Source organism: Pseudomonas sp. PS01303, assembly GCF_029959385.1.
Classification (GTDB): domain Bacteria; phylum Pseudomonadota; class Gammaproteobacteria; order Pseudomonadales; family Pseudomonadaceae; genus Aquipseudomonas; species Aquipseudomonas rustica.
The window spans coordinates 16853-40763 of the sequence record NZ_JASCPK010000042.1 but is presented as its reverse complement, the minus strand read 5'-3'; the positions used below and the strand labels follow the sequence as shown (position 1 = coordinate 40763).

Here is a 23911-nt window from a genome sequence, read left to right as displayed (position 1 = left end):
GCTGCGATCTTTTGATTTTGATTTGAGGATCAGGATCAAAAGATCGCAGCGTGCCGCAGCTCCTACAGGGTAGGTTTCACTCTGTTAATCCCATCACTCGCCGATAGAATTTCCACTCCTGCTCCAGCGCATGTGCCTGATTGGCCGCGCGGCGGAAGCCGTGGCGTTCGTCGGGGTAGTAATGGGCTTCGACCGGGATTCCGTTCTGCTCCAGTGCCGTGACCATGTCGCGGGTTTGTTGCGGGACAACCACCGCGTCCAGTTCACCCTGAAAGAAAATCACCGGCACGCGGATGTTGTTTGCGTGCAACAACGGTGTACGGGCGGCGTAGCGTTCGGCGTCTTTTTCGGGATCGCCAATGAGCCAGTCCAGATAATCGCCTTCGAACTTATGCGTCGCCCGAGCCAACGCCACCGGGTCGCTGACGCCGTAGAGGCTGGCGCCAGTGCGGAACACCTGCTTAAACGCCAGCGCACACAACGTGGTGTAACCGCCTGCGCTGCCACCACGAATGAACGCCCGTTCGCCGTCAATCAAGCCTTGTTCGGCAAGATACGCGACGACCGCGCAAGCATCCTCGACATCCACCTCACCCCAGCTCAGATGCAACGCCTGACGATATTCCCGACCATAACCGCTGCTGCCGCGATAGTTGAGATCGGCGACGGCGAAGCCGCGTTGTGTCCAGTATTGAATGCGCGGGTCGAGCATCGGGTAGCAAGCCGACGTCGGGCCGCCGTGAATGAACACCACCAACGGCGGTTTCACCTCACCGCTCATGGCTGGATAAAAGAACCCGTGCGCCTCACCCATTCCACTCGGGTAACGCAACGTTTGCGGACGGCTGATGCGTTCGGCAGGCAAAGGCGCGACGCCACCGGCCAGCACTTGCACTTCACGCGTTGCACGATCAATGGTGATGACCGCCGCAGGGCTGATCGGCGAGGCGGCGATGCAGTAAATAAACTGCATGTCCAAAGCCAGGTGACGGAAGCGGCTGTAGTCGCCGGTGTAATCTTCATCGCCCAAAGTCAGGCGACCAAAACCACCTTCACTCCAACTGGCTAAAACCGAATTTTCTACAGGCAACCAGGTGCAGCCGCCCAACTGCCAAGGCGCCGGGGCATGATCGGCCGGCGCGGCAGGCAGTGGCGCCAAACCGTCAGAAGTCTCGGCCCAAGGCTGCCAGAATCCACCGCGATCGGTCAGGCAATACAGCCGACCTTCAGCATCAAATCGTGGCTGTTGAATGGACTCTTCAACCTCATCGCCAGCAACGCAGCGCGGCGAACCAAAGGCGCCGTCAGCCAAGCGTTCAGCCACCATCAACCGCGTCGACGTCCACGGCTGATGCGGCCGGCTCCACTCGACCCACGCTAAACGCTGGCCATCCGGGCTGATAGTGGGCGCAGCATAAAAATCCGCGCCCTCAACCAATAAACGCCGCGCGCCGTCAGCCAGATCAATTGCCACCAACCGATGCTGATCGCGCAGTTCTTCCACCGCCAGCACCTGGCCATCGGCAAAATGCAGATCGCCGTAACGACAATCACCCGAGGTCAGCGCCTCAGGCGCTCCATCCAGCGTCTGCCGGTACAACTGCTGATCCGCCTCAGCGACGAAAACCACCCCGTCCGGCGTCAGACAAAACGCACCACCGCCATATTCGTACACGCGACTGCGTACGCTGAAGCCATCCGGCGTCAGACATTTCGCCACGCCATCGCACCAATGCCAGATCCGGCACGCGGCATCTTCCGGGCGATATTCATTCCAGAACAGACCATTGGCGCCGAGTTGCAACTCGGCGAAGTCCATGCCGGCAGCGACGGCTTGCGAGGCGCTGAATGGCTCAGCCCTTGGCGATGAGGCGTGAGTTTCGTTCATTGCGGAAGGCCAGTTGTTCGATGGTTTGGGTGGCGGTCTCGGCTTCTTCGCGGGCCTTGAGAATCACGCCGTGATGTTCGGACTTGCTGCACACCGGGTCGGCATTGCTCGCATCACCGGTGAGCATGAATGCCTGGCAGCGGCAGCCGCCGAAGTCTTTTTCTTTCTCGTCGCAGGAGCGGCACGGCTCGGGCATCCAGTCGTAACCACGGAAGCGGTTGAAGCCGAACGAGTCGTACCAGATGTGTTGCATGCTGTGATCGCGCACATTGGGAAATTGCACCGGCATCTGCCGGGCGCCGTGGCAGGGCAGGGCGGTGCCGTCCGGCGTGACCGTCAGAAAGATGCTGCCCCAACCGTTCATGCAGGCTTTCGGGCGTTCTTCGTAGTAATCCGGGGTGACGAAAATCAGCTTGCACGGATGCCCTTCAGCTTCCAGTTTTGCCCGGTATTCGTTGGTGATGCGCTCGGCACGCACCAGTTGTTCCTTGGTCGGTAACAGGCCGACACGATTGAGCTGCGCCCAACCATAGAACTGGCAAGTGGCGAGCTCGACGAAGTCGGCTTCCAGCGCGATGCACAGCTCGATGATGCGGTCGATCTTGTCGATGTTGTGCCGATGGGTGACGAAATTCAGCACCATCGGATAACCGTGGGCCTTCACCGCGCGGGCCATTTCCAGCTTCTGCGCGAAGGCTTTTTTTGAACCGGCGAGCAGGTTGTTCACTTGCTCGTCGCTGGCCTGGAAACTGATCTGGATGTGATCGAGGCCGGCCTTCTTGAAGTCGCTGATTTTTTGCTCGGTCAGGCCGATGCCGGAAGTGATCAGGTTGGTGTAAAAACCCAACTGCCGCGCTTCATGAATCAGCTCGGCGAGATCCTGACGCACCAGCGGCTCGCCACCGGAAAAACCCAGTTGCGCCGCGCCCATCTCCCGCGCCTCGCGAAACACCTTGATCCATTGTTCTGTGCTCAGCTCTTTGCCCTGCTCGGCGAAATCCAGCGGATTGGAGCAGTACGGGCATTGCAGCGGGCAGCGGTAGGTCAGCTCGGCGAGCAGCCACAGCGGCAGGCCGATTTCAGGCTTGGGCGGCAGCTCAGGCAAGTTCGATCCAGTGCTGTGCACGGGCAACCTCCATGAATTGCTCGATGTCATCACCGAGCTCAGGCACGCCGGGGAACTGCTCATCGAGTTTGGCAATGATCGCCGCAACGTCGCGTTCGCCGTCGATCAAACCGCCGATCAGCGCGGCGCTGTCGTTGAGTTTGATCATGCCTTCGGGGTAAAGCAGCACGTGACCTTTTTGCGCCGGTTCGTACTGGAAGCGGTAGCCGGGACGCCAGGTCGGGACTTTGCTGCGATCGAAACTCATATGGTGATTCCTTTATGCCAGACGCGTTGTTCGGTGACGCTGTGATACGGCGGGCGGTTCAGTTCGTAGGCCATGCTCATGGCATCGAGCATGCTCCAAAGAATGTCCAGTTTGAACTGGAGAATTTCCAGCATGCGCTCCTGGCCTTCGCGCGTCTTGTAGTGCTCGAGCGTGATCGCCAGACCGTGCTCGACATCGCGCCGTGCCTGACCGAGGCGGGTGCGGAAATATTCGTAACCGGCGGGGTCGATCCACGGGTAATGCTGCGGCCAACTGTCGAGGCGCGATTGGTGGATTTGCGGCGCGAACAGTTCAGTCAGCGAGCTGCTGGCGGCTTCTTGCCAACTGGCGCGGCGGGCAAAGTTGACGTAGGCGTCGACGGCGAAACGCACGCCGGGCAATACCAATTCCTGGGAGCGCAGTTGATCCGGGTCGAGACCGACCGCTTGACCGAGTCGCAGCCAGGCTTCGATGCCGCCGTCTTCACCGGGGGCGCCGTCATGATCGAGCAGGCGCTGAATCCACTCGCGGCGGATTTCCCGGTCGGGGCAATTGGCGAGGATCGCCGCGTCTTTCAGGGGGATGTTCACCTGATAGTAGAAGCGGTTGGCGACCCAGCCCTGAATCTGCTCGCGGGTGGCGCGGCCTTCATACATCGCCACGTGATACGGGTGGTAGATGTGGTAGTAGGCGCCTTTGGCGCGCAGGGCTGCTTCGAATTCGGTGGGGGACATTGGCGTGTCAGTCATGTCTGTTCTCCGGGAACAACCGTTGGATTCTGTGGTGTCTGGTCGGATGCCTTCGCGAGCAAGCTCAGCTCCTACAAAAGCACGCTGGCCCTTGTAGGAGCCGAGCTTGCTCGCGAAGGGGCCATCCGTTACAACACAATACTCATGCCATCGAACGCCACTTCAACATTACGCCGCGCCAGTTCAGCACGCTCCGGCGAATCTTCGTCGAGAATCGGGTTGGTGTTGTTGATGTGGATAAGTACTTTGCGCTGTTCAGGCAACTGCTCCAGCACTTCGAGCATGCCGCCAGGCCCGTTCTGTGCCAGATGACCCATCTCACGGCCAGTACGCGTGCCGACGCCACGGCGCTGCATTTCATCGTCATCCCACATCGTGCCGTCGACCAACAGGCAATCGCTGCTCGCCATGATTTCCAGCAACGGCGCGTCGACCTTGCCCAGACCCGGCGCATAGAACAGCTTGCCGCCGGTCTTCAGGTCTTCGACGATCAAGCCGATGTTGTCGCCAGGGTGCGGATCGAAGCGGTGCGGCGAGTACGGCGGCGCGGCGCTACGCAATGGCAGCGGGGTGAACCGCAGGTTCGGGCATGCGGCCACGGTGAAACTCTGGTCGAGTTCGATGCGGTTCCAGTCCAGCCCGCCGTTCCAATGGGTGAGCATCTTGAACAGCGGGAAGCCGGTGCTCAGGTCTTCGTGAACCATGTCCGTGCACCAGACCTGATGCGGGCAGCCTTCGCGCAGGCTGAGCAGGCCGGTGGTGTGGTCGATCTGGCTGTCCATCAGGATGATCGCGCTGATGCCGGTGTCACGCAGGGCGCGGCCCGGTTGCATCGGGGCGAAGCTTTGCAGCTGCGCGCGGATGTCTGGCGAGGCGTTGCACAGCACCCAGTTCACGCCGTCATCGGAAATCGCGATGGACGATTGGGTGCGGGCCTTGGCATTCAGGCTGCCGTCGCGAAAACCTGCGCAGTTGACGCAGTTGCAGTTCCACTGCGGAAAACCGCCGCCAGCGGCCGAACCCAGAATCTGGACGAACATGAACACTCCATCATTTCAACGCGGAAAATAAAACGCCCCGGCGAGCCGAGGCGTTGCACTGCAGTTCTATGTAAGCAGAACTCAGCGGCTGGCGAAGTACATGGTGACTTCGAAGCCGATACGCAGGTCGGTGTAAGCAGGTTTTGTCCAGGACATAGGGTGTCTCCTCGGGTTGGGTGGGATAGCGCTGTCCATAGGTATAGTCCACGGCAGCGCAAAGATGTTCCAAATAGTTAGGCTGCTATGTTACTCAAAATGTCACCGGGTTTGCCCGTGAATCTTTGAGAAAGCTCCTTGCAGCCTCGGTAACGATCAATTTGCTGCTTGCCATGGCGCGCCGGGCGCGGAATCGGTGGCGAGACAGCGGTAGCCGCCCTCGGCGTTGATCAAATGCTGTGCAGCAGTGAGCAAAGTCTGGCGATCGAGTTGGCTGATGGCAGCGCTCAGTTGCTCAAGATAATCCGACGAGTGGCCAGCGAGTTTCGCCTGCCACAGCAATTCGGCGGCGTCCTTGCCGGACAGGTTGGCGTCGTTGAATTGATCACTGAGGTTTTGCCGGTGCTGGCTGAGACTGGTGTCATCGTGGGATTCGATCAACGCAGGAAGGCCTTCGATGAATGCTTGAGCGTGGCCAAGTATTTCCAGCGCTGAGGCGGTGGGCGATTGCACGCCGAACACGATTGCAGTCTGGCCGTGTATCTGGCGCAAGGCGCTGAATACCGCGTAACCCAGTTTTAACTCAACGCGCAGGCGCTGGTAGAACGAGGTCTGGACAATCAGCGCGAGCAGTCGCCATGCCGCTTCGTCGGTAATGCTGCGACTGGCAGTCGGGCAGCACAACAGCACGGCGTGTTCGCTGGATGCGCTGTCGATCTGGCGCCATAACCGTCGGCTGTCGAGCGCGGACGGAGCAGGCAATTGGTTGTCCGGCGTACCGGGAATGCGGCTCAGAGCGAGGCCCATGGCTGATTGGGTTTGTTGATTGAGGCCCAAGGCGAGGCCGTCCCACCGAGAAGTTGTCCACAGGAGTTTTGCATCGTCAGCCGTTGGCACAGGCTCCAGACAAAACTCCGGTAAGGCATTTATCAATTGGCGGATGGGCATCAACGGCGTTTCTGGCGCACTGCGCGAGGAATTGGCATCAACCTCTGTCAGAAATTTCAGCGCGTGCTCGAGGACATTGGGCATCGGCTCCTGCAAACCGGTGAGCTTCAGCAGCCATTGATTGGCAGTGGCGCTGAAAGACAGCCCGACGCCGGCCTCGCGCGCGTCCTGCTGAGTTTGCTGAAGACTGCGCTGCAAGCGCGAATGCAGATCAGCGCTGGCGGCGGCCTCAACCTGCCAGCGCAGATAAATCGCGCCTTCATCATTGTTGTCCGGCAACGCTTGGCTGAATTGCATCGGCGAACGCTCACGACGACCGCGCGAGCGATCCTGAGCAAACGTGCGCAGGCCACGGTGGGCGCTGGTCTGGCCGCGAATCAATCCGGCATTGGCCAACGGTTCATTGGCGCGCAGGAAAGGATTGGCTGCGGGCAGATGCCAATGACCGCTGAAGTTATCCACAGTGCCGATTTCGCCGAGGATCTGTGTGAGGGCCTCAACGCCTTTATCGGACAGGCCGACTTCCAATTGTTCACTGTCGAGCCGCGCCCGTTGCAGCGCGCCGCTGACTTGCTGCTGACGTTCAAGCAGGGCCGCATATTCTTTGCGCAGTGCCGACCAATCCTGCTGAGCGAAGAAACTCAGCCAATCCAGCATCTGCTCGCGAATGGCGTTTAACGATTCCGCTCGAGCGGTGAATTCCAGCTGCAACAACGCTTGCCCGTTGAAGTGATAAACCGGCGCGGCTTTCAAGCCATCTGCCAGTTTTTGCGCCTGCAAATGCGCGAGCAGCCCGCCGGGTTTGGTGCTGTTCAGCCAATGACAAAGAAAAGCCAAAGCCTCGACAGACGACTCAGGCAAGGCATCAAACGCAAACAGCAAATTGCCGCATCGCTCACTGACCTGTTGATAACTTTTTACCGCCAGCGGCACGGTTGCCGCCTGCGTAACGTTATCCCCAGCCGGTAAGGCTTGTGAAAACTGCTCAGCGAGCGCTTTCAATTCTTCAAGACTCTGCGGCCCAACCAGACTCAAGGTCATCTGCCCCGTCTGATAAAACTGCTGATGGAAATCTTTGAGCGCTTGTTGAAACGCAGCCTGCTCAACTTGCAGGCTGTCGCGATTCCCCGCATGAAACCCGCGCAACGGATGCTCAGCCGGTAGCCCTTCAAACAAGGAAAACTGCTGCTGCGCTGCAGGATCCTGCGACCAAGCGACAAATTCCGCCTGCAACACTTCCCGTTCCCGCAACTGATCGTCCAGATTCATACGCGGCGTGGCGAGCATGTCTGACAGACGCTCCAGCCCTGCGCCGAACGCTTGTGTCGGCAACTCAAAGAAAAAGTCAGTGGTGCGTTCGCGCGTGCTGGCATTGACCTGGCCACCGTGACCTTGCACGTAGGCCATCAGCCCTTCGCCCGTAGGAAAACGCTCGGTGCCGAGAAACAGCAAATGCTCGAGAAAATGCGCCAGCCCCGGCCACTCCAGCGGCACGTCATGGCTACCGGCAGCCACGCGCAGTGCAGCGGCGCTGCGCTTCAGGCCGGGCACATGACGCAGGGTCACGCGCAAGCCGTTGGCCAGGGTTTCAGTGTGGGGGCGGGGGTGAGTCGGCGCAGGCATGGGCACTTCCAGAACAGTGAAGTGCCAATGCTAGCGGATTAGCGCCGGTTGAGCGCGCCGTAAAGCTCGGGGCGGCGGTCGCTGAGGTAGCGATTGGCGGCGCGGGAGTCGAGCATCAACTGTCGATCGAGTTCGCCGATGATCAGCGCTTCGTCGAGTCCGGCCTGGGCGATGCGGCTGCCATCCGGTGCAGCGAGGCTGCTTTGCCCGCAATAGTGGATCTCGCCTTCGCTGCCGCAATAGTTGGCGTAGGCCACGTAGCACTGGTTTTCGAAGGCGCGCGAACGCACGGTGACATCCGCGACGAAATCGAACGGAATCATGTTCGCCGTCGGCACCAGAATCAGCTCGGCGCCGGCGAGTGCCAGACGCCGGGTATTCTCCGGAAACTCCAGGTCGTAGCAGATCAGGAAACCGAGCTTCCAGCCGTTGAGTTCGACGATCGGAAAATCATCGTCGCCGGGGCTGAACATCGAGCGATCCAGATCACCGAAAAGATGCGTTTTGCGGTAATTGCACAAGCGCTCGCCGTGCGAATCGATCAGTTGCACGGCGTTGTAAATCTGCCCGTCGGCGGTGCGTTCCGGATAGCCATAAACAATCGCTAGACCCGCAGCCTTGGCGATCCGCCCGATCTGCTGCGCCCATTCACCGTTGTAGACCTCGGCCAAGGTGCTGACCGCTTCGGCGCCAATGTTGTAGCCGGTCATGAACATCTCCGGCAGCACCAGCAGGTCGGCGCCCTTGGCCTCCATCGCCACTTGATGCAGGCGTTGCAGGTTGGCGGCGGGTTCCAGTGGCAGCGGTGGACATTGGTAAAGGGCTACACGCATCAGGGATTCCTTTTACTCGGGCAGGGCGATAGGGCCGATGTCTTTGAACACGTCACCGGGGCCCGGGTTCGCTTTATGTGTCGACCCGCCAAAATGTTTCATGATCCCCCACACCGCGTTGAGCGAGGTTTGCACCGCACCTTCGACCCAGGCCGGTGTCCAGGAAACGTCGTCGCCGGCAATGAAAATCCCGCGTTGCTCGGCCGGCATTTCGTCCTGCATGAAGTGCGCGTACATGCGCTGGTTATAGCGATAGTGGCCGGGCAGGGCGCCTTTGAAGGCACCGAGGAAGTACGGGTCGGCTTCCCAAGATACGGTGATCGGATCGCCAATGATCCGCGCGGCGATGTCGACTTTTGGGTAGATCTTTTTCAGTGCGTTCAGCGCCAGTTCTACGCGTTTCTCCACCGGGTGCGGGAGCATCTTCAGTGCGTCGCTCATCCACGAATACGACAGGCAGATCACGCCCGGTTTGTCGTCACCGTTGTCGAACAGATAGGTGCCACGGGTCAGGCGATCGGTGAGGGTCATGCTCATCAAGTCGCGGCCGGTTTCTGGATCTTTGTCCTTCCAGAATGGCCGGTCGACCATCACAAAAGTCTTCGACGACTGCATGTAGCGGGTGCGGTCGAGGGCCATCCACATTTTTTGCGAGAACAGGGTTTCGTCGCATTCGATCTGCGTGGTCAGCAGCCAGCTCTGGCAGGTGGTCAGCACGGCGGCGTATTCGCGGGTGTCGCCATTGTTATCGGTGACCGCGAAACGGCCATCCGGCGCATGAGCGATTTTCTTCACGCCGGAACGCGGCGCCCCACGGTGCAGGGATTTCAGGCTAGTGCCTTCAGGCCAATGCACGCAGCGCTCCGGCACATGACGCCAGATGCCTTGCGGCACTTGCTCGACGCCGCCGACCACCAGGTGTTGGTGATCGTCGCAATTGGTCATCACCACGCGGAAGATTTCCAGCATCGAATTCGGGAAGTCCGAGTCCCAGCCGCCAGTGCCAAACCCAACCTGACCGAACACTTCGCGGTGATGGAACGACAGTTTGGCGAAGGCCTCGGAAGTGGCGACGAAGTCATAGAACGTGCGGTCGTCCCACAGCGGCACCAAGGTATTCCACAGCTCTTTCAGGCGCGGCACGTCACGGTCGCGAATGGCTTGCTGGATGTCGGCGAACTGCGAGCCGGCCTCCAGCGCATCCGCCCAGGCGTCAGCCACTTCCTGAAACAGTGCAGGAAGATCCGCCAGTTTCTGTGCGTAATGGGTTTTGCCTTCGAGATCGATCACCGTGCTGCCGGAGGCAGGCGTCAACGGGTTCGGGAAAGGTTTGGTCACAAGGCCGAGCTTGTCGACGTAGTGATAGAACGCGGTGGACGACACCGGGAAACGCATGCCACCGAGTTCAGCGACGATGCCGTCAGTGCCGTTGAAGGCTTGCGAGCGTAAACGACCACCCAGCTTCGAAGCTTCGTAAACCACAGGCTTCAGGCCGAGTTTCATCAACTCGTAAGCCGCCACCAGACCAGCGATGCCCGCGCCGACAATCGCCACTTCTGCGCCGTGATTGTGCTCGGGAATAGTGCCGAGACCGGCCGGGTGATCGATCCAGTCGTCAAACGCGAACGGAAAGTCCGGGCCGAAAATGGTGACTGGTTTCTTACCGTCTGCAGGATGGCGATTGTTCTTGTTCATGGCTGACCTTGCTGGCGACCCGACGCGGGATGCGCGTCTGAGTATAGGAAAAGATGCCAGCCATTCTAGGGAGCGTGGAACACGTTAATAAGACGCAAAGTGTCGTCGTTTTGCCAATAACCTGATCAATCTGACGATAATCCGCTACACACTGTCCCTTGTAGGAGCAAGGCTTGCCCGCGAATAGGTCCTATCCATCAACCGAAAAATCATGATCAACACTCAAACCGGCTGCCCCCGATCAACCTTGCTACTCAAAATAATCGAAGTCGTCGTCTTCTCCACCCCATCCACCCCGCCAATCTGATCCAGCAACTGATCGAGCTGCTCCGGCGAATCAGTGCGCAACCACGCCACATAATCAAACTCGCCACTCACTGCACACAGCTGCTGCACCTGTGCCATCGCACTCAACCGACGCACCACCTCTTTGCCGGAACGTGGTTGCACCTTGATCCCGACATAGGCCTGCAAGCCGCCATCGACCACTCGCTGACCCAGACGCACGCCGTAACCGGTGATGACTTTGGTCTTCTCCAGACGCGCCAGTCGCGAAGTCACGGTGGTGCGCGCAATGCCCAATTGCCGGGCAAGCATGGCAACGCTTTCGCGGGCGTTGATTTGCAGGGCGGCGATTAGCTGACGATCGATTTCATCGAGCGCGGGCGGGCGGGTGTCGGGCAAGGGTGCGGTTCCATGGTGTGGGGGGCGGTGAGTTGCGCATGGTACATGCTCAATCAGATTGGGCACACGGGCAACACTAGCGCCGGCACTGGTTTTGGCGGTTGCCCTGGTGTGGTTCAAGCGCTATCATCGGCGCGTCAGCACAGACCGGAACTTTGCAAGCAGAGGGTGTTGATTTCGGTGGCGCAAGCTACTCCTAGCCAGTGAGCGGGATAAGCGGGAAACCGTGAAAGGAAAGGCCGATATTGAGATTTACAGAAAGCCCCGATGCGCGAGCATCGGGGCTTTTTGCTTTTTCTCAAACCGATTTCCCCGCATTACGCATTTCCAGGATGTAACGGACGTTATGTGGTTTTCCCTTCGGCAACCTCGCTCGTCCCCATTCAGCGACCTCGTAGGCGGAAATGACTCGAAGCTTGAGTAGGTTCGTTGTGTTCTGCGGTTTGCTGATCGAAAAAAAGACCGCGTAGTCATGTAAATCAAGGCAGTAATAGCGCTGACTGTTTTCTACGTAGAAAGGCACGGCGAGGCCTTTGAAAAAACGCTTGTGAAGGTAATCCGCGATCTGGCTGCTGCAATGGTGACGATCTGCACAGAAATATCGGGTTTCTCCTCTGTGTCGGAGGGGTTGACCATGACCTTTGTCGTCAGTGAAACAATGGAATCCAAACTCGAATTTGACGCTTAGCTGCTGCTCAGCCACTTCATAGCTCAGTTCGAAAGGCTGTAAATGCGCCATGCAGTATTTGCGTCCGCCAACTATCAGATCTTTCCATTCCATGGTGATTGTCGCCGGACGCACGCAGAGGGAGAAACGTTGATGCACTCCCGATTGAAATTTGAACACCCCGAAAATTGGGGGCGCATGAACGGCTGCGCAGGCGTTTAACCGTGCCCGTAGTTTCTATCCACAGAAGGCTGATGACTTAGAACCTTCACCACATCATCAATCACCGCGTTGCTCATTGCGGCCAAGTAATGCGCAGCCCAGGCATGGCGATCGGTCGCTTTGTCGTAAGCGGCTTCTTCAGCAAAGGTTTTGACCAGAAAGAGAAGATCGGAGGCTTGTGTCAGAGCATCGCCGATTGGTACGCCGGCGCTGACATGGAAGAGGGGTTGGTTGGCGCAGTAGATGAAAGGGGTGAAGCCGATGGTTTTTAAACCTGAGGTCGAGTCTGTTTCAGTCATGGTGAGGCTCCTAATTTTCAAGGGACACCACACTCGTTTCCATGCGAATGGGTGACAACTGTGCGCAGGTTGGAAACCGGAAAATTAGGAAACCGGCACGTCCGAAGACGTCCCGCGCACAGCCGTCATAACTTTTGATCGCAGCTCTGAATCTTTGCGGTCATGAGGCCGAGCACTGTTGTCATTAATTTAACCGGGTTTCCAAGCCCGACCGCTGATAAGCAGCGACGTCTCGAGAGTATCCCGTCAAACCAACGCCCAACAGGCGCAACACCGCTCAAAACCACAGCTTCGGAACTTGCCTACAGCCTTCGGGGAAGTCTTCCGAACATTGCGCTCGCCAACACTGAACCCCCAACCACTCGCCCAAGAAAAAGCCGCGCATTTAGCGCGGCTTTCAATTTGGTGGGCCCACACGGACTTGAACCGTGGACCAAAGGATTATGAGTCCTCTGCTCTAACCAACTGAGCTATAGGCCCTCAGTAGGCCGCGGATTATAGCGACGGTTTCTCGGCTGTGCTATCCGAAAAATCCGATACGGTTACACGAAGAAACGTTGCGGCGAATTCTTCCGGCGGCAGCGGCAGGCTGACGATGTAGCCCTGGATCTGTTCACAGCCCTCGGCGGCGAGGAATTGTTGCTGTGCCTGGGTTTCCACGCCCTCGGCGATGACGGTGAATTGCATGCTGCGGCCCAGGGCGATGATGGCGCGCACAATCGCCGCATCGTGGGGGTCGTCGGGCAGTCCGCGAACAAAGGACTGGTCGATTTTGAGGATGTCCAGTGGCAGGCGTTTGAGGTAGCTGAGCGAGGAATAGCCGGTGCCGAAGTCGTCAATTGCCAGTTGCACGCCGAGGTGTTTGAGTTGGTGCAGCACGGCCAGCGCCTCTTCGGCCTGACTCATGATGAAATTCTCGGTAATTTCCAGTTGCAGTAAATCCGGCATCAGGCCGTTTTCGTTGAGCAGTTGCTCGATGCGCCCGAGCAGATTCGGCTGGCGCAGTTGCGCGCCGGCAAGGTTCACCGACAACGGGCCGAGGCTGTCGTAGACCTGATTCCACTCGAACATCTGCCGGCACGCGGTCTCCAGCACCCAGTCGCCGATCTGCAGAATCATGCCGTTCTCTTCGGCCAACGGAATGAAGTGCTCCGGCGGCACATCGCCAAAGGTTGGGTGTCGCCAGCGAATCAACGCTTCGGCACCGACCAGACGATGGTCATCGAGGCTGATTTTCGGCTGGTAGTAGAGGTGCAATTCATTGCGCTCGATGGCCCGGCGCAGTTCGTGTTCCAGCGCGATACGCTCGCTGGCCTGCGCGGTGAGGTCGCGGGTGTAGCTTTCGACGCGGTTGCGGCCCTTGGCTTTGGAGCGGTACATCGCCGCGTCGGCGTTTTTTACCAGCGTGGCGACGTCGCAGCCGTCGCGCGGATAGAGGCTGGTGCCGATGCTGGCGCTGATGAAGAATTCGTGTTCGCCGGCCTGGAACGGCGCACCGAAACAGTTGAGCAGCTTGGTGGCGATGTTGTCCGCGTCGCTGGCCTGTTGCAGGCCGGGCAGCAGGATGATGAATTCATCACCGCCCAACCGTGCCACGGTGTCGATGTCGCGCAGTTGCTCTTTGAGGCGCACGGCGATGCCCTTGAGCAGCAGGTCGCCGACCGGGTGGCCGAGGCTGTCGTTGATGTGTTTGAAACGGTCAAGGTCGAGGAACAGCACGGCGCCCTGACCACCGTTTTCCTGTTGTGTGGTCAGCGCCGAGAGCAGGCGACTTTCGAACAGCGTGCGGTTTGGCAGGCCGGTGAGCGGGTCGTGGTGCGCCTGATAATCGAGTTTCGCCTGCGCGTGTTTGAGACTGGAGATGTCGGCAAACACAGCGACAAAGTGCGTGATGAATTTGTCGCGGTTGCGCACGGCGCTGATGGTCAGCCAGCTCGGGTACAGCTCGCCGTTTTTACGTCGGTTGGAAATCTCGCCTTGCCAATGACCTTCGTCGGTCAACTGGTGCCACATCGCCGCATAAAACGCGCTGTCGTGCAGGCCGGAGGCGAGCAGGCGCGGGGTGTGGCCGAGGGCTTCGCTTTCGCTGTAACCGGTGATTTCCGTGAAGGCGCGGTTGACTGCGCTGATGTGCTGCTGGGTATCGGTGATCAATACGCCTTCGGCGGTGCTCTCGAACACGGTCGCAGCCTGTTGCAGTTTTTCCTGCATCAGATGACGTTCAGTAATGTCGCGGGCGATGGTCAGCATGCAGTCTTCATCACCGATCGGCAGTGGTCGGCTGGACACTTCGCACAGACGAATCTGCCCGTCGCTACGACGGATATGGCAGGTGAAATCACGCACGAAGCCGTCGCGGTGCAGCAGGTCGAGCATCTGTTTGCGCTCGTTGAGGTTGACCCAGATTCCCAGATCCAGCGCCGAGCGATCCACCGACATCGCGCTGTTGAATCCGGTGATGCGGCTGAAACCTTCGTTGACCTCCAGCAGCAGGCCATCGCTCTGCCGCGACAGCAGCAAACCGTCCGGCGAGGCGTGAAAAGCCTTGGCGAATTTCTCTTCGGAGGTTTGCAATTGCTGCTGGGTTTCTTTGAGTTGGTTAATGTCGCGCACCACGACCACCAGCGCCGGCGTGGTGTCGAGGTCGAACGGTTCGGCGGAAATCAGGCCGGTGAACACTTGGCCGTTGTTGCGGCGGAAGGGCATTTCCAGATTGCGGATGCTGCCGGCCTGCAAGCGCTGGAGCAAACCGGGGCCGACGCCGGGAATGCCCCAGATATTCAGATCCGTGGCGGTCTGGCCGATGACTTCTTCGGCCTTGAGTCCAATCTGTTCCTCGAAGGCTTCATTGACCTCCAGCAAACAGCCGTCGGACAGCCGCGCAATCACCAGAATGTCCGGGCATTGCTGGAAGACCGAGGCGAATTTTTGCTCCGACAAACGCAGCGCTTCTTCGGTGCGCTTGGTTTCGCTGATGTCGATCATCAAACCGCGCATCACCGGCTCATGGCCGTGTTCGATCAGGCTGACGATGTCGCGCACCCACAGGCAGCGGCCGTCGGCGGTGATCACCCGGTAATCGAGGCTGTGATCGCGCCCGGCCAGTACTTCGTGATCACAAAAACTCTGGGCGCGAGTGAGGTCGGCCGGATGAATGATGTTGCGCCAGAACCCCGGAATCAGCCAATGCGACAGTGGATAACCGAGCAAGTCTTCGGCGTGCGGTGACACATAGCTGTAGGTGAAGTCGCTCATCCGCGCTTCCCAAGCGATCGCCGACAAACTTTCGACCAGCCCACGGTAGTGATATTCGCTGCTGCGCAGCTCCTGTTCGAGGTCGATGCGCCGGGCGATTTCCGAGCTGAGGCGGCGGTTGATGCGGATCACCACGGCCAGCACGATCATCAGCAATAACAGGCCGGGCAAGCCGTAAACCAGCAGGTCTGACCAGAATGTCCGGTGATCGAGGACGTTACCGACCCAGTGTTCCTGAATGGCGCTGATTTCGGCGGGGCTCATGTCGGCGAGAACTTTGTCGAGAATCCCCACCAGCACCTTGTTTTCGCGCGGCACGCCCATCGCCAGTTGATAGCGATACGGGGTTTCGCCGCTGACGTAGAGGCCGTCGAGTTTGAGCTGACGCAGGCTCCAGACGCTGGAGGCGAGATCGCCGACCACGGCGTCAACTTCGTCGGTCGCCAGCGCCTGCAACGCCGAACTGACGTTGGGCATGGCCACCAGATTCAGATCCGGGTGGTGGGTGCGCAGAAGTTCGTGCGGCGCATAGTTTTCCACCACGGCGATTTTTAATCCGTACAGATCATCAAGCTTGCGCGGTTGCGCGCCGCCGACGTGGGCGAGGATGACAATCGGGAAGTCGAGGTAGGGCCGGGTGAATGACAGATAGTTCTGCCGTTCCGGAGTGGACATGATTCCCGGCAGCAGATCGATCTTGCCGGTTTTGACCTGCTCCAGCACCTCTGTCCAGCTGATGGGCTCAATCGGCGTGAGTTTGATCGCCAGACGTTGGCGAATCACGTCGATGTAGTCAGCCGCCAGGCCCTGATAACGGCTCTGGTCGTCACGAAACTCAAACGGTGGCCACGACGCATCGACACCCAGGCGCAAGTCCGGGTGAGCCGCCAGCCAGCCACGTTCTTCATCGGTCAGAGTCAGCGCGTTAGCCGTTGCGGTCCAAATCATCAGTGACAGCACGAAAAGCACGGGCGCCAGTCTGGGCATAACGCTCTCGTTATGGCTCGGGGGTGATTGTTTCGAGTGTAGACGCGGACTGCAGCGGGGAGGGTGGTGCGAGGAATTTAATCTGCCTAAAAACAAAACCCCCGGCCTGGGCCGGGGGTTCTGGTATCACTCGTCGAGGAAGGAGCGCAGATGCTCGCTTCGCGTCGGGTGGCGCAGCTTGCGCAGCGCCTTGGCTTCGATCTGACGGATCCGCTCACGCGTTACGTCAAACTGTTTGCCCACTTCTTCGAGTGTGTGGTCGGTGTTCATGTCGATACCGAAACGCATGCGCAGTACTTTGGCTTCACGGGCAGTGAGGCCGGACAGCACTTCGCGAGTCGCTTCTTTCAGGCTCTCAACAGTGGCGACATCGATTGGCGACTGCATGGTCGAGTCTTCGATGAAGTCACCCAGATGGGAGTCTTCGTCATCACCGATCGGCGTTTCCATGGAGATCGGCTCTTTAGCGATCTTCAATACCTTGCGGATTTTATCCTCAGGCATTTCCATGCGTTCGCCCAGCTCTTCCGGGGTCGGTTCGCGACCCATTTCCTGCAACATCTGCCGGGAAATACGGTTGAGCTTGTTGATCGTCTCGATCATGTGCACCGGAATACGGATGGTGCGGGCCTGGTCGGCGATCGAGCGAGTGATCGCCTGACGGATCCACCAGGTGGCATAAGTCGAGAACTTGTAACCACGACGGTATTCGAACTTGTCTACCGCTTTCATCAAGCCGATGTTGCCTTCCTGGATCAGATCGAGGAATTGCAGGCCACGGTTGGTGTACTTCTTGGCGATCGAGATCACCAGACGCAAGTTGGCTTCAACCATCTCTTTCTTCGCGCGGCGGGCCTTGGCCTCACCGATCGACATGCGACGGTTGATGTCCTTGATTTCAGCGATGGTCAGACCGGTTTCGGTTTCCAGCGCGATCAGTTTCTGCTGGCAACGAATGATGTCCGGCTGTACGCGACCAATGGCTTCGGCATACTTGCTCTTGCCTTTGGCCAGGGCATCGGACCAGCTTTCGTCGACTTCGTTACCCGGGAACTGACGCAGGAAATCAGCGCGTGGCATACGTGCATCACGTACACACAGTTGCATGATCGCGCGCTCTTGCTGACGCAGACGATCAAGGGCACCGCGAACACGTTCAACCAAACCTTCGAATTGCTTCGGTACCAGTTTGATCGGCATGAACAGCTCGGCCAGCGCCAGCAGTTCGGCAATCGTTGCCTTGTTGCTGCGACCGTGCTTTTTCAGGGCCTTGCGGGTGATTTCCATCTGGTCGGCGACCGCGCCAAAACGCTGGGCGGCGATAACCGGATCCGGACCGCTTTCGGCTTCTTCTTCGTCATCGGAAGATTCGGCTTCTTCGTCGTCGGTTTCGTCGTCGGCTTTCGCGACTTTCGCTTCGACAGGCGGCGGTACCTCGGCAGGCGGCGCAATGCCGTCGTCCGGGTCGATATAACCGCTCAGGACGTCGGACAGGCGGCCACCTTCGGTGGTCACACGAGTGTACTCGGAGAGAATATGGTCAACCGTGCCAGGGAAGTGCGCGATTGCGCTCATCACTTCACGGATGCCTTCTTCGATTCGTTTGGCGATTTCAATTTCGCCTTCACGAGTCAGAAGCTCGACCGTACCCATTTCACGCATGTACATGCGCACCGGGTCAGTGGTGCGACCGATATCGGTCTCCACCGCTGCCAACGCGGCGGCTGCTTCTTCCGCAGCGGCCTCGTCGGTATCGGCGTCGGCCAACATAAGGGCGTCCGCATCCGGAGCACTCTCGTGTACGGGGATCCCCATGTCGTTAATCATGCGGATGATGTCTTCCACCTGCTCTGGATCTGAAATATCCTCGGGCAGGTGGTCGTTGACCTCGGCGTAAGTCAGATACTTCTGCTCACGACCCAGTTTGATCAACTCAATAATACGAGACTGCTGTTGCGCTTTTCCGGACATAACACCCTATCCACTGAAGGTCTTGGCGGGCAAAAAACAAGCCGAGGATTATACCTGAGCTATGACCTCACGCGCCAGTTGAGGTCGGGTTTGATGCGGAAACATTGCGACTTAGAAGGTCGCGCAGTTGATTTTTCTCTTCAATACTCAGTTCGCTTTGACGGGCTTTCCTGAGTAACTGTTCAAGATTTCGCTCGCGTTGGCGGGCTGACAAGCTAGTAATGGTGTCGAAAAACTGTTGTTCAAGGTTATCTCCGTCAATCAACCACTCCTTTTCTGCCAATGCCTTGAGCAATCGACCCTGTTCAGTGCCGTGCCATCGCGCGATCAACTGAAATGAGTTTAGCTTGGGATTCTTCTGTACGGCTTCGAGCAGCGCCACAAGCAGCTGGGCGTTGGTCTGATTCTCGTCCGCAATGTGCCCGGCATCTTCGACGCGCTCGGCCAGTTGCGGGTGATGGAGCAGTGTGCGCAGGGCGGTCAGGGTTGGCGATTCGACGCCAATCGGCGTGCGCGGGCGTTGCTGGTCGCGATCGCCGCCACGCTTGCCGTTTTTATCCCAGGGCTTCTTGTCCCACTTCTTGCCGCCAGCGCCAGGTTTCTTCGGCGTCCACTCCTGCTGCGGCACATACATGTCCTGTGCCTGCGGCTGATGGTAGTCGCTGTAATCCGGCATTGCGTCGTAATTGATGCCCGGGTCGTAAGCGGGCGGCGCTTCCTGCGGCGCATTTTGCGCCAGCTGACTGACGGTTTCGCTGCTCAGGCCGGTGATTTCGGTCAGGCGCTGACGCATCAGAATGCGCAGGTTGGCGCCCGGCACTTTGTCGATCAACGGTGCGGCGAGGGTGGCCATGTGCGCCTTGCCTTCGAGCGAACGCGGGTCAGACTCTTCGGTCAGTTGCTGGAAGAAATAATCCGCCAGCGGCTGAGCGTGCTGATTGATGCGCGCCTTGAAGGCATCGGTGCCTTCAGCGCGAACCAGCGTATCCGGATCTTCGCCTTCGGGCAGGAACAGAAAGCGTGCGCGACGCCCGTCCTGCAGGCTCGACAGCGTTGCTTCGAGTGCGCGCCACGCGGCGTTGCGGCCAGCCTGGTCGCCGTCGAAACAGAACAACACGTTCGGTACGACGCGAAACAGGCGCTTCAAATGTTCTTCGCTGGTCGCGGTGCCCAGCGTAGCGACGGCATTTTTCAGGCCTTGTTGGGCGAGCGCGATGACGTCCATATAACCTTCGACGACGATGATTTCGTCGAGGTTGCGGTTGTTCTTGCGTGCTTCATAAAGGCCGTAGAGTTCCTGACCTTTATGGAAAACCGGGGTTTCCGGGGAGTTCAGGTACTTCGGTTTGTCGTCGCCGAGTACGCGGCCACCGAAGGCGATGATGCGGCCACGGGTGTCGCGGATCGGGAACATCACGCGATCGCGGAAGCGGTCATAGCGTTTGCCGGTTTCGGCGTTCTCGATCAGCAGCCCGGCGTCGATCATGGCTTTTTGCTGAAGGGTGTCGCTGCTCAAATGTTTGAACAGGTTATCCCAGCCTGGCGGCGCGAAGCCGAGGCCGAAATCCCGGGCGATCTCGCCGGTCAGGCCGCGACCCTTTAGGTAATCCACGGCAGCTTTGCGCGCGGGGTGGCTCTTGAGGGCCTGCTTGTAAAAATCGGCAGCGGCGGTGAGCAGCGGGTAGAGCGGCGAATCAGTCGGTTGCCGTGGCTTGCGCTCGCGGCCGCTTTCTTCGCGGGGGATTTCCATGCCGGCGGCTTTCGCCAGATCTTCGATGGCCTGGGGAAAATCCAGGTTGTCGTGATCCATGAGAAAGCCGAGGGCATTACCGCCGGCGCCGCAGCCGAAGCAGTAATAGAACTGCTTGTCGGGGCTGACGCTGAACGACGGGGTTTTCTCTTTGTGAAACGGGCAACAGGCGGTGTAGTTCTTGCCGGCCTTCTTCAATTGCACGCGCGAACTGACCACATCGACGATGTCGGTGCGGTTCAGCAGGTCGTCAATGAAGCTCTGGGGAATTAGCCCGGCCATGGCATTCTCGTCGTCTGCGCTGCAATAAGTCCGATGCGTAAGGCTGCCGGACGCGGGTCGTTGTTTGAAGCACGCAAAAAGTGCGGCTCGACCGGTGTCGTCTGCGTAATCGCTGTCGGGAAGTGTATCTGCCGAAAAACCACTGACGTTAGTACCTATCAGTCTTCGACTATTTGAAAGTGTTGCGCTGAATCCGCTGACGGCCGGTTGAGGGCCTCGGATAGCTCAATAAAGCGGGCACGCATGCAGGTGCCTTGGGCTGATCGTCGTGAGAGGAATCAGTGGGTGTGCTCGTCAGTAGCCTTGAAAGGCTCGTCAGAAAAGACGTGCACCGCTGGCAAAAGAGCCAGGTCTGACGTGTGAAGCAGATTCGTCTTAGTCGCGTGTGCGGCTTCGACGTTGAAGCATCAAGCGTTTTACGCAAATGCCATTAGCCCGGCTCAGAGCCGGGCTTAGGCAAGAAGCTTGCTACGAACGTCTGTGTATTAGTACAGACGAACGGCGCGGCGCTGTTCGCGCTGAACTTTCTTGGCGTGACGCTTAACAGCGGCTGCTGCTTTGCGCTTACGCTCAGAAGTTGGCTTCTCGTAAAATTCGCGGCTACGAACTTCAGCCAGTACACCGGCTTTTTCGCAGGAGCGCTTGAAACGACGCAGAGCTACGTCGAAGGGTTCGTTCTCTTTAACTTTGACGGCTGGCATCCAGAGCTACCTTCATTCATTACCGGGGTCAACATCCTCGCGGCAAAAGAGCACTTGAAGACGTCGGTTTTTAAGGGTTGCGGATGTTAACCCCTCATCGCTCGGAATGCAAAGCCTCTGATCGAAAACCGCTGGTCGGGGCATCACGTGGCGACTATTATGCGCGCCTTCGAAGTCAGCCTAAACAAGGCGCAAACCCATGCTAGTACTGGGATTAGAAACCTCCTGCGACGAAACCGGCGTCGCATTATATGACAGTGAGCGCGGTCTGCTGGCCGACGCACTGTTCAGCCAGATCGACCTGCACCGCGCCTATGGCGGTGTGGTGCCGGAGCTCGCCTCGCGTGACCACGTCAAACGCATGCTGCCCTTGATTCGTCAGGTGTTGGCCGAAGCGGACTGTGTACCCACCGAGATCGACGCGATCGCCTATACCGCGGGCCCTGGACTGGTTGGCGCGTTGCTGGTCGGCGCTTCCTGCGCTCAGGCGCTGGCGTTTGCCTGGGGCATTCCGGCGCTCGGCGTGCACCACATGGAAGGGCATTTGCTCGCACCGATGCTGGAGCCAAAACCGCCGGAATTCCCGTTCGTCGCTTTGTTGGTCTCGGGCGGTCATACGCAGCTGGTTCAGGTCGATGGCATCGGTCAATACACCTTGCTCGGCGAGACGCTCGACGACGCTGCCGGCGAAGCATTCGACAAAACCGCGAAAATGATGGGCCTGAATTATCCGGGCGGGCCGGAAATCGCCAAGTTGGCGGAGAAGGGCGTTGCAGGACGTTTTACCTTTCCGCGTCCGATGTGCGATCGCCCGGGCCTGCAATTCAGCTTCAGCGGTCTGAAAACCTCCGCGCTCAACGCCTGGCAGCAGTGCGTCAGCGCCGGGGACGACAACGAGCAAGCCCGTTGCGACATCGCGCTGGCGTTCCAGCAGGCCGTGGTGGAGACTTTGACCATCAAGTGCAAGCGCGCACTGAAACAGGCGGGCATGAAGCGTCTGGTGATCGCTGGCGGCGTCAGCGCCAACAAGGCTTTGCGCGTTTCGCTGGAGAAAATGCTCGGCGACATGAAGGGCGATGTGTTTTATGCGCGTCCGGAGTTCTGCACCGATAACGGCGCGATGATCGCCTTTGCCGGTTGTCAGCGTTTGCAGGCCGGTCAGCAGGAAAGTCTGGCGATCAGCGTGCAGGCGCGTTGGCCGATGGAGCAGTTGTCGCCGCTTTGATGAGCGGCGCTCATGGACGGTATTTAAAAATGCCGTTCGCGCCCGGCAAACAGGTCGCGTAGATTGCCGCGGTGGCGCCAGACGATCAGCAGTGTCAGCGCGCTCATCGGCAGTAGCGCCTCCGGTTCTTGCCAGGCCAGCAGTGGCAGGGTCAGCGGCGTGGCGATCAGTGCCGCCAGCGAGCTGGTGCGGGTCAGGTAGAACGTCAGCAGCCAGGCACACACGGCCAGCAGCGCTGCGGGCGGATACAGGCCCAGCAGCATGCCGGCAGCGGTGGCGACACCTTTGCCACCACGGAAGCGGAAATACAGCGGGAACAGGTGACCGATCACGGCACACACGCCGATCCACGCCTGCTCCTGCAGCGAAAGGCCGACAGCCGAGGCAATCAGCACCGGCACCAGGCCTTTGCACAGATCACCCAGCAGGGTCAGGATCGCCAGTTTGCGACCGACCAGGCGGAGCATGTTGGTGGCGCCGGCATTACCCGAGCCACTCATTCGCGGATCCGGATTTCCGGTCAGGCGGCTGAGCAAAATGGCGAAGGACAGCGAGCCGAGCAGGTAGGCGAGAGTCGCCAGTAACCAAAACATGCTAACTATTCCGGGCGAGGACGCCCTGATTCTAACGGCGCATTGCGCCCTTGTCGTGCAGCGGAGAGAAGTGCTTGGACAGAGTGTTTATCGAGGGCCTGGAAGTCGATACCGTGATCGGTGCCTACGACTGGGAGCGCGGCATCCGCCAGTGCCTGCGTCTTGATCTGAGCTTCGCCTGGGACAATCGCCCGGCCGCCGCCGGTGACGACCTGACTCTGGCGCTCGATTACGCCAGCGTTTCCACACGGATTCAGGCTTTCGCCGAGCAAGCGCAGTTTCAACTGGTCGAGACGTTCGCCGAGCGTCTGGTTGAAGTGCTGATGAGTGAATTCAACATCACTTGGGTTCGGCTGAAGCTGACCAAGCCTGGCGCGGTACCGGCGGCCAAGGGCGGCGTGGGTGTGGAGATCGAGCGCGGATGTCGCTGACTCAGGTCTACCTCGGGCTCGGTAGCAATATCGAGCGCGAAACCCATTTGCGTGCAGGTCTCGACGCGTTGGCGACGTTTCTGGTGGATATCCGCTGTTCGGCGGTGTTCGAGAGCCAGCCAGTCGGGATCAAAAGCGGGCCGTTCTTCAATTTTGTGGTGTCGGCGTTTACCGATCTGCCGTTGATTGAACTGGATCGTCGCTTGAAGTTTATTGAGGCGGATAACGGTCGATATGCCCCGGATCGCAAGGGTTTGCCGCTGGATATCGACGTGCTGTTGTACGGCGATCTGGCGGGCAATTTCGACGGTCTGGTGTTGCCGCGTGCGGAAATTCTGAAAAATGCTTTTGTGTTGTGGCCGTTGTCGCTGATTGCGCCGGATCGCGTGCATCCGGGTGTGGGAAAAAGCTTCGCGACGTTGTGGGCGGAGGCGCAGATTGATCAGATGTTGGCGCCGGTCGGGTTTGAGTGGCGTGGGCAGCAGCTCACGCCTTCGGATTTGCGTTGAATTGACTGCCGCCTTCGCGAGCAGGCTCGC

20 protein-coding genes and 1 tRNA gene are annotated in these 23911 nt (G+C 59.1%); 3 read left to right on the top strand and 18 right to left on the bottom strand.

All coding sequences use genetic code 11. The features are described from left to right. Window positions 1–76: 76 nt before the first annotated feature. The 17 genes from QMX93_RS14190 to rpsU all read right to left on the bottom strand — a co-directional run bounded on the left by QMX93_RS14190 (window position 77) and on the right by rpsU (window position 21123). Window positions 77–1888 carry a S9 family peptidase gene (locus QMX93_RS14190; RefSeq protein ID WP_282356622.1) on the bottom strand — a complete coding sequence of 604 codons (1812 nt, stop codon included), beginning with the start codon at window positions 1886–1888 and terminating at the stop codon, window positions 77–79. After that, a complete protein-coding gene (pqqE, locus tag QMX93_RS14185) occupies window positions 1854–3014 on the bottom strand; it encodes a pyrroloquinoline quinone biosynthesis protein PqqE (RefSeq protein ID WP_282356620.1) in 1161 nt (386 codons plus the stop codon). The genes QMX93_RS14190 and pqqE overlap by 35 nt, the downstream gene beginning before the upstream one ends. Beyond that, window positions 2986–3261 (bottom strand): pyrroloquinoline quinone biosynthesis peptide chaperone PqqD, encoded by a 276-nt coding sequence (gene pqqD, locus QMX93_RS14180; protein ID WP_007910068.1) that lies wholly within the window; start codon window positions 3259–3261, stop codon window positions 2986–2988. The genes pqqE and pqqD overlap by 29 nt, the downstream gene beginning before the upstream one ends. Further along, a complete protein-coding gene (gene pqqC / locus QMX93_RS14175; protein WP_282356619.1) occupies window positions 3258–4010 on the bottom strand; it encodes a pyrroloquinoline-quinone synthase PqqC in 753 nt (250 codons plus the stop codon). Before pqqC ends, pqqD begins: the two co-directional genes overlap by 4 nt. Window positions 4011–4138: 128 nt before the next feature. Further along, window positions 4139–5050, bottom strand: a complete 912-nt coding sequence (gene pqqB / locus QMX93_RS14170) for a pyrroloquinoline quinone biosynthesis protein PqqB (RefSeq protein WP_053124431.1) — start codon at window positions 5048–5050, stop codon at window positions 4139–4141. Window positions 5051–5131: 81 nt separating this feature from the next. Further along, complete coding sequence (gene pqqA, locus QMX93_RS14165; protein ID WP_003422658.1) at window positions 5132–5206, bottom strand: pyrroloquinoline quinone precursor peptide PqqA; 75 nt, start codon at window positions 5204–5206, stop codon at window positions 5132–5134. A 156-nt stretch (window positions 5207–5362) separates the two neighbouring features. Next, entirely contained in the window at window positions 5363–7777 is a 2415-nt protein-coding gene (gene pqqF / locus QMX93_RS14160; protein WP_282356617.1) for a pyrroloquinoline quinone biosynthesis protein PqqF, read from the bottom strand. Window positions 7778–7815: 38 nt separating this feature from the next. Further along, window positions 7816–8610 carry a carbon-nitrogen hydrolase family protein gene (locus tag QMX93_RS14155; protein ID WP_282356616.1) on the bottom strand — a complete coding sequence of 265 codons (795 nt, stop codon included), beginning with the start codon at window positions 8608–8610 and terminating at the stop codon, window positions 7816–7818. A gap of 12 nt (window positions 8611–8622) precedes the next feature. Then, the gene (locus QMX93_RS14150) at window positions 8623–10305 is read right to left on the bottom strand and encodes an NAD(P)/FAD-dependent oxidoreductase (protein ID WP_282356615.1); all 1683 of its coding nucleotides are present in this window, start codon (window positions 10303–10305) and stop codon (window positions 8623–8625) included. A gap of 222 nt (window positions 10306–10527) precedes the next feature. Next, on the bottom strand, window positions 10528–10989 hold the full coding sequence (locus QMX93_RS14145; RefSeq protein ID WP_282356614.1) for an Lrp/AsnC family transcriptional regulator: 462 nt from the start codon (window positions 10987–10989) through the stop codon (window positions 10528–10530). A gap of 298 nt (window positions 10990–11287) precedes the next feature. Beyond that, on the bottom strand, window positions 11288–11728 hold the full coding sequence (locus tag QMX93_RS14140; protein WP_349016353.1) for a hypothetical protein: 441 nt from the start codon (window positions 11726–11728) through the stop codon (window positions 11288–11290). Between the two features lie 146 nt (window positions 11729–11874). Then, window positions 11875–12177, bottom strand: a complete 303-nt coding sequence (locus tag QMX93_RS14135; protein WP_282356612.1) for a DUF3077 domain-containing protein — start codon at window positions 12175–12177, stop codon at window positions 11875–11877. A gap of 403 nt (window positions 12178–12580) precedes the next feature. Continuing rightward, window positions 12581–12657: transfer RNA gene (locus tag QMX93_RS14130), tRNA-Ile, on the bottom strand. A 15-nt stretch (window positions 12658–12672) separates the two neighbouring features. Beyond that, window positions 12673–16419: a bifunctional diguanylate cyclase/phosphodiesterase gene (locus tag QMX93_RS14125; protein WP_282356611.1), complete on the bottom strand. Its 3747-nt coding sequence runs from the start codon at window positions 16417–16419 to the stop codon at window positions 12673–12675. Window positions 16420–16545: 126 nt separating this feature from the next. Then, window positions 16546–18390, bottom strand: a complete 1845-nt coding sequence (rpoD, locus tag QMX93_RS14120) for an RNA polymerase sigma factor RpoD (RefSeq protein WP_053124420.1) — start codon at window positions 18388–18390, stop codon at window positions 16546–16548. Between the two features lie 67 nt (window positions 18391–18457). Continuing rightward, window positions 18458–20422 carry a DNA primase gene (gene dnaG / locus QMX93_RS14115; RefSeq protein ID WP_053124418.1) on the bottom strand — a complete coding sequence of 655 codons (1965 nt, stop codon included), beginning with the start codon at window positions 20420–20422 and terminating at the stop codon, window positions 18458–18460. A 485-nt stretch (window positions 20423–20907) separates the two neighbouring features. Further along, window positions 20908–21123 carry a 30S ribosomal protein S21 gene (rpsU, locus tag QMX93_RS14110; RefSeq protein ID WP_002551877.1) on the bottom strand — a complete coding sequence of 72 codons (216 nt, stop codon included), beginning with the start codon at window positions 21121–21123 and terminating at the stop codon, window positions 20908–20910. Between the two features lie 199 nt (window positions 21124–21322). On the opposite strand from rpsU, the gene tsaD reads away from it, so the two are divergent. After that, window positions 21323–22348 carry a tRNA (adenosine(37)-N6)-threonylcarbamoyltransferase complex transferase subunit TsaD gene (tsaD, locus tag QMX93_RS14105; RefSeq protein WP_053124416.1) on the top strand — a complete coding sequence of 342 codons (1026 nt, stop codon included), beginning with the start codon at window positions 21323–21325 and terminating at the stop codon, window positions 22346–22348. A 23-nt stretch (window positions 22349–22371) separates the two neighbouring features. On the opposite strand, the gene plsY is transcribed toward tsaD, so the two are convergent. Further along, window positions 22372–22941, bottom strand: a complete 570-nt coding sequence (gene plsY, locus QMX93_RS14100; protein WP_053124414.1) for a glycerol-3-phosphate 1-O-acyltransferase PlsY — start codon at window positions 22939–22941, stop codon at window positions 22372–22374. Between the two features lie 74 nt (window positions 22942–23015). On the opposite strand from plsY, the gene folB reads away from it, so the two are divergent. Both folB and folK read left to right on the top strand, forming a co-directional pair. Beyond that, window positions 23016–23372 (top strand): dihydroneopterin aldolase, encoded by a 357-nt coding sequence (gene folB, locus QMX93_RS14095; RefSeq protein WP_158953239.1) that lies wholly within the window; start codon window positions 23016–23018, stop codon window positions 23370–23372. Next, window positions 23363–23881, top strand: a complete 519-nt coding sequence (gene folK, locus QMX93_RS14090) for a 2-amino-4-hydroxy-6-hydroxymethyldihydropteridine diphosphokinase (protein ID WP_282356605.1) — start codon at window positions 23363–23365, stop codon at window positions 23879–23881. Before folB ends, folK begins: the two co-directional genes overlap by 10 nt. The last annotated feature ends 30 nt before the right edge of the window (window positions 23882–23911 follow it).

What these genes read in the sequence shown, in the direction of transcription:
- QMX93_RS14125 (WP_282356611.1), bottom strand. Translation starts at nt 16,419, where the DNA reads ATGCCCAGACTGGCGCCCGTGCTTTTCGTGCTGTCACTGATGATTTGG.
- QMX93_RS14150 (WP_282356615.1), bottom strand. Translation starts at nt 10,305, where the DNA reads ATGAACAAGAACAATCGCCATCCTGCAGACGGTAAGAAACCAGTCACC.
- pqqD (WP_007910068.1), bottom strand. Translation starts at nt 3,261, where the DNA reads ATGAGTTTCGATCGCAGCAAAGTCCCGACCTGGCGTCCCGGCTACCGC.
- QMX93_RS14135 (WP_282356612.1), bottom strand. Translation starts at nt 12,177, where the DNA reads ATGACTGAAACAGACTCGACCTCAGGTTTAAAAACCATCGGCTTCACC.
- rpsU (WP_002551877.1), bottom strand. Translation starts at nt 21,123, where the DNA reads ATGCCAGCCGTCAAAGTTAAAGAGAACGAACCCTTCGACGTAGCTCTG.
- QMX93_RS14155 (WP_282356616.1), bottom strand. Translation starts at nt 8,610, where the DNA reads ATGCGTGTAGCCCTTTACCAATGTCCACCGCTGCCACTGGAACCCGCC.
- tsaD (WP_053124416.1), top strand. Translation starts at nt 21,323, where the DNA reads ATGCTAGTACTGGGATTAGAAACCTCCTGCGACGAAACCGGCGTCGCA.
- folK (WP_282356605.1), top strand. Translation starts at nt 23,363, where the DNA reads ATGTCGCTGACTCAGGTCTACCTCGGGCTCGGTAGCAATATCGAGCGC.
- pqqC (WP_282356619.1), bottom strand. Translation starts at nt 4,010, where the DNA reads ATGACTGACACGCCAATGTCCCCCACCGAATTCGAAGCAGCCCTGCGC.
- pqqF (WP_282356617.1), bottom strand. Translation starts at nt 7,777, where the DNA reads ATGCCTGCGCCGACTCACCCCCGCCCCCACACTGAAACCCTGGCCAAC.
- plsY (WP_053124414.1), bottom strand. Translation starts at nt 22,941, where the DNA reads ATGTTTTGGTTACTGGCGACTCTCGCCTACCTGCTCGGCTCGCTGTCC.
- dnaG (WP_053124418.1), bottom strand. Translation starts at nt 20,422, where the DNA reads ATGGCCGGGCTAATTCCCCAGAGCTTCATTGACGACCTGCTGAACCGC.
- pqqB (WP_053124431.1), bottom strand. Translation starts at nt 5,050, where the DNA reads ATGTTCGTCCAGATTCTGGGTTCGGCCGCTGGCGGCGGTTTTCCGCAG.
- QMX93_RS14190 (WP_282356622.1), bottom strand. Translation starts at nt 1,888, where the DNA reads ATGAACGAAACTCACGCCTCATCGCCAAGGGCTGAGCCATTCAGCGCC.
- rpoD (WP_053124420.1), bottom strand. Translation starts at nt 18,390, where the DNA reads ATGTCCGGAAAAGCGCAACAGCAGTCTCGTATTATTGAGTTGATCAAA.
- QMX93_RS14140 (WP_349016353.1), bottom strand. Translation starts at nt 11,728, where the DNA reads ATGGCGCATTTACAGCCTTTCGAACTGAGCTATGAAGTGGCTGAGCAG.